The sequence below is a fragment of the Streptomyces cahuitamycinicus genome, from assembly GCF_002891435.1.
Lineage (GTDB): Bacteria > Actinomycetota > Actinomycetes > Streptomycetales > Streptomycetaceae > Streptomyces > Streptomyces cahuitamycinicus.
Genome location: NZ_POUC01000339.1, coordinates 1 through 8,975, shown reverse-complemented (window position 1 = coordinate 8,975; position 8,975 = coordinate 1). Strand labels below are relative to the sequence as shown.

The following is an 8,975-nucleotide window of genomic DNA, read 5'->3' as shown; positions in this document are numbered from 1 at the left end:
CCGCCTCAACCTCGCCACCGCCCAGCAGGCCCAGCACACCGAGCAGGCCCAGCAGCCCGCCCTGGCCTGACCGGCGCACCCGGCGCGTGCACCCCGTCCGCTGCACCGCCACCCGACACGTCCCGCATCGGCTGCGACGCACGCCCCGCGCGCAGCCGGCACCCGACGCCGCACCCGCCGAGCACCGCCCTAGCCGGCCGCCGCGGCAGCACATCGGAGACCCGCCTTGCGCCACATCACCACCCACGACGCGCCGGCCACCGGCCTGCGCGGCATCGCAGACACCAGCTGGCACGCCCGCGCAGCGTGCCACGGCATGGACGTCGAAGACGCCGACGCCGTGTTCTTCCCCGGGCCCCGGGACCACGAGGAGATCGCAGAGGCGAAGGAGCTGTGCGGCTGGTGCCCCGTACGCCGCGAGTGCCTGGACTTCGCCCTGGAGAACGTCCTCAAAGAGGGCGTCTGGGGCGGCCTCACCGAAGCCGAGCGGCGCCCGCTGCACGACGGACTGCACCAGCGCCTGGACTACCGGCGCGTGACCGCCTTCTTCCAGGGACGCGACGTGCACCTGACCGAGGCCGAGCGGCAGGTCGTCATCGACCACGCCTACGTCCGGGGCTGGCAGCCCGACCGGCTCGCCGCCGCCCTGCAGATCAGCCACAAGCACGCCCGAGACCTGCTCCGACAAGCCGCCAACAAGGTCCTCGACCGCGACCGTAACTACGGCGTGCCCCGCCCCAAGAAGAAGCGGAAGAAGACCTCCAAGACCAAGGGCACCCCCGCGTCCGCAGCTCCCGGCACGCAGCAGCCGGCAGGCCGCCCGGCAGCGTCGCCCCCGACGCACGCCCCTCTCGGAAAGGCAGCATGACCCACCCCGTCCTCGCCTTCGGTGCTACTTCGGACCTCCCTCTCCTCCTCGCCGCCGTCGTGCCCGCCACCCTCGCGCTCGTGCTGACTGCCTGGACCATCCGGCGCCGGGGATCTCGCTCGCAGAAGCGTCTCGGCGGCCCGGCGGTCAAGGTCGCCGCTGTCGCCGCCCTCGGCTGCACCGCCTACAGCGCCGACACCTCGTGGCGGTTCGCGGCCGACTACCTCGACATGGCCGGCGCCGCCGAGCGCGCCGGCATGTTCGCCGCCGCCGAACTCGCCCTGTTCGCCACCGCGCTGATGGCGCGGCAGAACCTCGCCGTCCAGGGCGCCCCCGGCCTGCCGGGCACGCTGGTCTGGGTGATCACCACGGTGCAGGTGATCCCCGCCTACGCAGAGAGCGGCCCCATCGGCGGCACGGTCCGCGCCTTCGTCGGACCAGTCATGGCGGCGATGCTGTGGCACCTGGCCATGGGCATCGAACTGCGCCTGCGCACACCCGGTGCCGCCTCAAAAGGACTGATCGCCATCCTGGGCCGGGAGGCACGCGAGCGTCTCCTGTCTCGCCTCGGCATCGCTGCGCGAGACCGCGACGCCGCACAGATCACCCGGGACCGGGCCACCGCCCGTGCGGTCACCCTCGCCGCCCGCCTCGCCGAGCGCACACCCGAGCAGCAGCGGAACCGTCGAGGCCGGCGGCTGACCCGACGCCTGTCGAAGGCGGTCGGCAGGGCTTCGGTCGGCACCGACCCCCTCCAGCGAGCACAGCTGCTCGACCAGCTCGCCGCCCGGCGACACGCGCTCGCGCTTCGCCACGGTCCCGCTCCCTTCTCCCTGGTCCCCGGCGCACAGCAGCGCATCAGCGGCCACGGTCCCCGCACAACCGACATCAAATGTGCCGGTCCCCGTCCCCGGTCCCGACGGTTTCGACGAGCCGGTCCCGGACCAAGGACCGAGGACTCCTCGGGGACCGGTCCTCGAGGAGGCGGACCCTGAAGCCAAGGTCGGCGCGGGGACCAAGGGCGACGAAACGGGAACGACCGCGGGGACCAAGCCCCCTGAAGACGGCGCGGTCCCGGGGACCGGTCCCGCCGATCCAGAAGCCGCAGCGCGGGACACAGCGGCCACGAGGACCGACCGCAACGCGCGAGAGGTAGCAGCTCAGGACCCAGATTCTCATCGGGGACCGAGCCTCGCGAAGTCGGAGACCCAGAGCGCCGAGGACCGAGGACCGACCGCCACCGAGTCCGGGACCGAGACCACCCAGGACCGAGGACCGACCGCCACCGAGTCCGGGACCGAGACCACCCAGGACCGAGGACCGACCGCCACCGAGTCCGGGACCGAGACCACCCAGGACCGAGGACACAAGGTCCCACTCCGCCGGAAGCCGGCCAGGAAGTCCCGGACGAAGAACAAGGACAACCGTGCCCGGTCCCGCTCTCCGCAGACGGAGCGCCCGGCACGCGAGCTGGGCGAGTCCGAGCGCCAGCTTGTCCACGAAGTGCGCCCCCATGTTCCCGCCTTGCTCGAACGGGACGGCAACGGAGCGATCACCCGGGTGCAGCTGCGCGAAATCATCCGCCGCCAGGGCCTGACGGGTGTCGGTAACGACCGACTCGGCCTCGTCCTACAGGAGCTGCGGAACGAGGACATCACGACGACGAGGAGCACCGCCCGATGAAGACCTGCCACCAGTTCAACACCGTCCGCGCGGAGTACGAGCGAGAGATCGGGTTCATGCTCGCTCACTCCGAGCGGCACGCAGGCAGGCCGGCGGCGAAGTCCAGCGCGAAGCAAGCTGCCTCGGCGAAACAGCGGATGGCTCGCGCGCTCAACAGCCACGTCGGGCGCTGCCCCGAGTGCGGCTGAACCGGCAAAACCCCAGTTCAAAGCCCATGCCCGCAAAGGTGGCCCGGCTCCGTGCCGGGCCACCGCCCCGCTTAGGAGGTACGCCATGATTCCGCGTCCCCCTCGTTCTTCCGAGCCCACCGTCGCCGAGGCCGATGCCTGGGCGGACGTCCTGGTCCGCCGGGAACTCCTACACGCCGTCGTCCTCACGCCGACCGGGCAGTGGCTCGTCCAGGACCGCCCCGACGGGCCAGTCCTCGTCCTTGCCAGCCCAGCCGATGTCCTCGCGCTGGCCGCAACCATCCAGCAGCGCACCCGCTCCACGAGGCCCGAATCCCGATGACGAACGCACGCAAGAACGGCAACACCCCGGAACCTGATCCCGACTCCAACTCGGTCTCGCAGCGAGCAAGTTGGGGCGGAAGCGTAGCTTCCGCCGAACCCACCCCCGAGGGGGCGGGAGAGGACCTGCACCGGGGGGCGCAGGTCCTTGAGGCTTCGACCGGGGGCGGATCGAAGCCAAGGCAGGAGGAGAAGCAGGCTGAACCGCGTGTACGCCGACAGCACGCTCCTCGCGCCCGCCAGCGTCCGCGCCAGTCGCCCGAGAAGAAGCGCCTACACCAGCCCAACACACGTTTCAGTGATGATGAGTTCGCCCTGATCAAGTCCGCCGCCGCCCAGTGCAATCTGTCCGTCGCCGGGTTCCTCGCCCGCTCCGCGCTCGCCGCCGCCCGCGACCTCAACCGCACCAGCGCCGAGATCGCCGACGAACGCGAAGTCATCACAGCCCTGTTCGACAGCCGACGCCGGCTCGGCTGGGCCGGCAGCAATCTCAACCAGGCAGTCAAGGCGCTCAACTCCGGTGCAGACGTTCCTCAGCTCGAAGCGGCCGTCGCCGCCGTACGGCGTGCCGCCGACACCGCCCACGAAGCCGCCACACGGCTGATCGAGCACCACGGCTCATGATCCCCAGCGTCAACCCGTCCGGGTCGGATACCAGAGGTCTCCTCTACTACCTCTACGAGACCGGCAAGTACGAGGATCACACCGATCCCCATCTCGTCGCCTCCTTCGACGGCATGTCCCCCGACCCCGGCCGCGACCCGAGCGCCACCCTCACAGACCTCCAGCAGCTCCTGGACCAGCCCGTGATGGCCCTCACCAAGCACGCCCGCCCGGCCAAGCACGTGTGGCACACCTCCGTACGCGCCGACCCCGGCGACCGGATCCTGTCCGACGAGGAGTGGGCCGACATCGCCCGCCGCATCGTCGCCGCCACCGGCATCGATCCCGGCGACGGACAGCCCGGCTGCCGCTGGGCAGCCGTACGCCACGCCGATGACCACATCCACATCGTCGCCACCCTCGTCACCGAGGACGGCCACCGCCCCGACGACTTCCGCTCCGGCGCCCGCGCCCAGGCAGAAGCCCGGCTCATCGAGAAGGAACTCGGCCTCCGCCAGGTCGCACCCGGCGACGGCACCGCAGCCCAACGGCCCACCAGCGCCGAACGCCACAAAGCCGAGCGGCAGGGTCGCGAGCGCACCGCCCGCGAGGAACTGCGCGAAACCGTACGACGGGCGGTGGCCGGCGCGAGGAGCGACGAGGAGTTCTTCGACCGGCTCGCCGCCGCCGGCCTCCTGATCCGCAAGCGCGCCGCCCCCTCTGGCGATCTGCTCGGATACAAGGTCGCTCTGCCCGATGACCTGAACAAGGACGGCGAGCCGGTGTTCTACCCCGGTGCGCGCCTGGCCCCCGACCTGTCGCTGCCCCGCATCCGCGAGCGCTGGGCCGGTGACGCGCAGGACGTTCCGGCTGCCCGGCGGGGGGATGCGATCCGTACGGGGCCGGGCAGTCCGGCCGCCGCACGCCGCGGAACGGCCTCGGCCGTGTGGCAGGCCGTGCTCGTCGTCGAGCACGGCGAGGACGCGGTCGCCGCCGCTCACATCGCAGCGGCCGGCGAGGTACTGGATGCCCTCGCGAAGACCTCCGCCGCCCACACCCGCCGCGAACTGCGCGACGCTGCAACGGCTTTCGAGCGGGCCTCGCGCTCTCACGTCCGCGCCGTGCGCGGGCACGATCGAGCCCTGCGGCAGGCCGCCCGCGACCTTGTACAGGGCGGCCCGGCCCTCGGCCGCGGCGAGGACGGTGCCACTACGGCTATGGCGATCGACATGCTGTTCTTCCTCATCACCACCGCCGCGCACTGGCATGCCAGGAAGGGACACGCCCAGCAGGCCGAGGCCGCTACTCGGGCCGCCGCGCACCTGCGCGCCGCCTATCAGGCCGCCGCCGCCCAGCCCCTAGGCGTGCTCTACCAGCGTGGCCGGCGTCTGAGCCGGCCGATGCTCCAGAGGCAGACCGTGCTGCTGCGCGAGGCGCTGCCGGAGCTGGCCGAGCAGATCCTCGCCGAGCCCGGCTGGTACGCCCTGGCGGCGACCATCGCGGAAGCCGAAGCCGCCGGCCACGACGCGGCCCTCCTTCTGTCCGACGTTGCCGGCCGCCGCGAACTCGGCACCGCGGACTCCGTCAGCGACGTGCTCGTGTGGCGGCTGCGGCGCACGGCAGACCTGCCCGCCGATGCCGCTGGCGTGCCCCGGAGCCGCGTCGCAATAAGCCCATCCGAGGCCGCCCGGCCGGCACCCCGGTCCACCTCGCCTAGGAACCCACGAGACGGGGAGGCATCGGGTAACACACTGTGAGTGGTGGCCATCGTCGAGAGCAGGATGCTGCCGCTTGCGGATCGTAACCCGCTTGCCTCGTGGGACGTCCCAGTCGTAGCGGACGTACGAGGAAGGCGTCTCTAACGCAAACGGTAGGGCCGGGCTACCGGAGGGAAGCGTCTCCTTGGATGTGGCCGGCCTTCTCGGTCAGTGCGTCGAGTCGCTGATATAGCCTCGTCGCCTCCGGGAACCCGTTCCCTCCCCGAGCCATCGTGCTCGTGAGCACTCTACTCAGTGCCTTCATGTCGGCCACCACGCTCTGGGCAACGGCAGTCACGTCGGATGTTCCCTCCACCGCCATGTCCAAGCTCTTCCTCTCAAGGTGCTGAATCCCGTTCATGAAGCGCTCTCTGGCTTCCCTTCGCTCCTCGTCAGTTACCGACGCATCTGTGCAGCCACGCAACGCGAACGCACCCATTTCATCCGCTAGGGCGCGAGCCGGATGCAGAAAGGCGTGGTAGACATCGCGTCGCACCTGCCGAAGCCACAGTTCGCAGCTGCTCGATGCCTGCTTGTCCGCCTGGTACGTAGCCCCTTTGACGGCTATGCGCGCCGCGCCCCAGCCTCCGACGGCACCAAGGGCTGCCGCGCTGATCGCCCCGACGAGTCCGACTACCGCAGCGTCCATGTCACGTCCCCATCCCCAAAGATCTCGCTGTTGAGGCTAGTGACCTCGCGCAACGTAACTGTGAACTTCGTGAATTGAAACCGCCGAGGGCGTGGGGCACGATCATGAAGCGCGCAGGACGAGGTGACGAGGTAGAGGAGGACGCCAGGGTGTTTCACCGGATACGCCGCAGGGCCAAGGAGCCGAGCGAAGCTCAGAAACAGTGCGCCGAGCTATACGCGCAGCTGCAGGGCCAGGTCCCGCCCGGCTTCGGAGTGCCGGCGCCTGAGCCGGAGTCCGCCGAGCCGGCCGCCATCGTGGACGACTTCCTCCCGCCGGAACTGCAGGTGCCGAGCCACGACCAGGTCGAAGGCAAGATGATGCCGTGGAAGCAGCCCCTCGTCCTCGACGGCGAGATGGCCGCCTGCACCGAGTGCGGCGCATACCGGGACTGGCTCATCCTCTCCACCCGCGGTGAGATCTGGCTGCGCTGCCGGGCCGGACACCAGCAGCAGGAGACCCGCATCGACACCGCCTGGTACAACCGGCACTCCGGACCGGCGGACGCGACACACGCCACGTTCGAGGACTGCCTGCGCCACCTCGGGCACTGACCACCACTCCTACGACCCCACCGGGCCCGCGGGCCCGCACTGACCACCCGTCGCCTAGCACCAAGGGGTCAGTTCCGTCATGCGCGTTCGCGTCGCCACCACCGCACTCGGCATCACCGCCGCCCTCCTCGCCGTGCCCGCCTGCTCCACCGACACCACCGGGTCGAAGCACCAGACCCCCTCCTCCCATACGGGAAAGCCGGCCGACGCCGTCCAGAAGCCGGCCGCGCTCTCCTCGGCCGCGCTCGAGTCCCGCCTGCTCGACCCGCGCGACCTCGGCAGCGGCTACCTTCCCAAGCCGGAGCGCCCGGCCCAGCACGACGACGTCACCGTCATCGGCTGCCCGACTCTGAGCGAGCTGGGCGGCGACGCGGCGACTGGCGGCACGCTCGCCTTCCCGCACAAGGCGAAGGCGGACTTCACCTACGGCGGCAGCTCCTCGGAGATCTCCGAGGAGCTGTACAGCGACAGCGCGAAGAAGCTCTCCGACGGCATCGACCGGATCTTCGACGCCATGACCGGCTGCCCGACCTATCAGGTCGTCGCGGGCGGCACCCCGGTCGACGTGACCTCGCAGAAGCTGCCCGCACCCCACGCCGGCGGTGACGAGCAGTGGAGCCAGCTCCTGACGTTCATCGCCGGGGGACGGAGCACCGTGGTCAAGCAGACCGCGATCCGCGACGGCAACCTGCTGCTGGTCGTCTCCGGCTCCCCGGCCCTCGTCGACCGCCACCTCGACAAGGCCCTCGACAAGGCCACGGCCACGAGCTGACCTGCGTGCACGTCACGCTGCTGCCTCCGACCACCGCAGGTCGGGGGCAGCAGTGCGTTACTGGCTGACGCGTTGAGCGACGCGAGCGGCTTGGCCTGGTACCCAAGCTCGGACCTGGCCGGGCTGGACGTAGAGCACGTTCGGGTTATGACTATGCCGCCCGCAGCCGCTGGAGGCGCAGGTACGCGCCTGCGGGGACGTGCCAGTTCCAGAACCAGGCGTCCTGCTGCCGCCCGGTGTCGCACCAGGTCACGACAGCTTTGGAGCCACGGCGGCCGTGCTGGTAGACCCGCGTCACCTTGAGGAGTTGCCCCTGCCCGGAGCTTCGGTGCTGCTGAAATGCCTGCCACTGCGGCGCGAGGGCAGCCGTGCGCTTGCGGCGTGAACGGACCGTCAACGCGATCGTCACGGCGATGATGAGAGCGATGACCATTAAGGCGCCGGGGCTGGGGTGCATTGCCGCATCCTGCATCGTTCCATCAACGGGCGGCAATTCTTCCTGGCATCGAAGACCGAAGAGCCACTTCACCCGAAAAGCAAGAAAGTCCGACACCCCCAACTGGGAGGGTGCCGGAATGCGATCGTCGAGAGTTGTACGCGGGACGTTAGATGGCTGGCGCGCGCAGAAGGCGCTCCTGGGTGGCCTCGGGCAGTACCCGCCGCAGGACCGGTGCGGTCGAGCTGAGGGAGGCGGCGAAGGCGGCGACGAGATCGTGCGGGACGCTGGCGGCGAACGATGCCGCCCACAGACACGGTGTGCCGAGCGCGGGCTCCGCCCATGCCTGCCATCCGGCCGGTCCCGTCTCGTCGTCCTCGGCGGACAGGGCCCGCGGGTCAGCGTCCTGGATGAGGGGCGGGACGTCGCCGAGGCTGATGTGCGAGGTGAACGTCGGGTCCGTCGCCGCCGCCTGGGGTTGGTCGATGTCGCGGAACCATCCGTGGGTGGCGACTGCGTCAAGGACCAGCTCGGATCCGGCGAGCGGCACGGCAGGCTGGTCGCTTGCGTCGAGCGCGACGAGGAAGTCGACCACCGCCTCGCCGGGGACGTCACGGGTGAAGTAGGCCGACCACTGGGCGAGCGGGCTGCTCGCCTCGGCTCGGGCGGAGATCTGCCAGGCGATCGGCAGCTCGCCCAGGTGGAACGGCTCGTCCGCCAGGCACCACTGGGCCCAGCGCAAGGCGTCGGGGCTGATGTGCAGGACGGTGCTGCGCAGGACCTGGCGGTCCTCCGGCGCCTCGTCCGGCTCGTGACGTCCGCGGACGATCGTCAGGCTCGTCCAACCCAGGCCGGCGAGCGCGTCGGCGACGACGTCGTAGAGGCGTCCATCGTCACCGGCCAGGTGCCGGGGGCCGACCCAGAACGCGGGTTGACCGCCGCGCGGCGTGGACGAGTCGGGCGGGAAGTCGGGGTACAGGGGCGCCTCCAAGGGCTCGGTGCGGGTCTAGTTGCCGCCGGCGCGGCGGCGGGGGCGGCGCGGGGGCGCCTGGACGGGGCCCTGCCACGTCAGCTCGATGGCGACCTCCGGCGGAAGGTGGCCGAG

10 protein-coding genes and 1 pseudogene are annotated in these 8,975 nt (G+C 70.9%); 8 read left to right on the top strand and 3 right to left on the bottom strand.

The genetic code is table 11. The features are described from left to right. Positions 1-226: 226 nt before the first annotated feature. The 6 genes and pseudogenes from C1J00_RS32130 to C1J00_RS32105 all read left to right on the top strand — a co-directional run bounded on the left by C1J00_RS32130 (position 227) and on the right by C1J00_RS32105 (position 5,420). Positions 227-868, top strand: a complete 642-nt coding sequence (locus C1J00_RS32130; RefSeq protein ID WP_102912501.1) for a WhiB family transcriptional regulator — start codon at positions 227-229, stop codon at positions 866-868. Next, positions 865-2,551: pseudogene (locus tag C1J00_RS32125) on the top strand (hypothetical protein). The gene C1J00_RS32130 and the pseudogene C1J00_RS32125 overlap by 4 nt, the downstream one beginning before the upstream one ends. Next, on the top strand, positions 2,548-2,739 hold the full coding sequence (locus C1J00_RS32120; protein ID WP_030422103.1) for a hypothetical protein: 192 nt from the start codon (positions 2,548-2,550) through the stop codon (positions 2,737-2,739). Before C1J00_RS32125 ends, C1J00_RS32120 begins: the two are co-directional and overlap by 4 nt. Positions 2,740-2,824: 85 nt before the next feature. Beyond that, positions 2,825-3,061 carry a hypothetical protein gene (locus C1J00_RS32115; protein ID WP_102912500.1) on the top strand — a complete coding sequence of 79 codons (237 nt, stop codon included), beginning with the start codon at positions 2,825-2,827 and terminating at the stop codon, positions 3,059-3,061. Next, entirely contained in the window at positions 3,058-3,684 is a 627-nt protein-coding gene (locus C1J00_RS47210) for a plasmid mobilization protein (RefSeq protein WP_245936583.1), read from the top strand. Before C1J00_RS32115 ends, C1J00_RS47210 begins: the two co-directional genes overlap by 4 nt. After that, positions 3,681-5,420 carry a relaxase/mobilization nuclease domain-containing protein gene (locus C1J00_RS32105; protein ID WP_102912499.1) on the top strand — a complete coding sequence of 580 codons (1,740 nt, stop codon included), beginning with the start codon at positions 3,681-3,683 and terminating at the stop codon, positions 5,418-5,420. The genes C1J00_RS47210 and C1J00_RS32105 overlap by 4 nt, the downstream gene beginning before the upstream one ends. A gap of 124 nt (positions 5,421-5,544) precedes the next feature. On the opposite strand, the gene C1J00_RS32100 is transcribed toward C1J00_RS32105, so the two are convergent. Then, complete coding sequence (locus tag C1J00_RS32100; RefSeq protein WP_102912498.1) at positions 5,545-6,069, bottom strand: hypothetical protein; 525 nt, start codon at positions 6,067-6,069, stop codon at positions 5,545-5,547. Positions 6,070-6,218: 149 nt separating this feature from the next. Here C1J00_RS32100 and C1J00_RS32095 point away from each other — a divergent pair, with 149 nt between their 5' ends. Then, positions 6,219-6,662 (top strand): hypothetical protein, encoded by a 444-nt coding sequence (locus tag C1J00_RS32095; protein ID WP_180989766.1) that lies wholly within the window; start codon positions 6,219-6,221, stop codon positions 6,660-6,662. Positions 6,663-6,741: 79 nt separating this feature from the next. Continuing rightward, entirely contained in the window at positions 6,742-7,434 is a 693-nt protein-coding gene (locus C1J00_RS32090; RefSeq protein ID WP_102912496.1) for a hypothetical protein, read from the top strand. A gap of 151 nt (positions 7,435-7,585) precedes the next feature. Here the strand turns inward: C1J00_RS32090 and C1J00_RS32085 are convergent, their stop codons facing one another. Beyond that, positions 7,586-7,963, bottom strand: coding sequence for a hypothetical protein (locus C1J00_RS32085; protein WP_146046292.1), 378 nt, complete (start codon positions 7,961-7,963; stop codon positions 7,586-7,588). Between the two features lie 76 nt (positions 7,964-8,039). Next, positions 8,040-8,861, bottom strand: a complete 822-nt coding sequence (locus C1J00_RS32080; RefSeq protein WP_102912494.1) for an SPDY domain-containing protein — start codon at positions 8,859-8,861, stop codon at positions 8,040-8,042. Positions 8,862-8,975 lie beyond the last annotated feature (114 nt).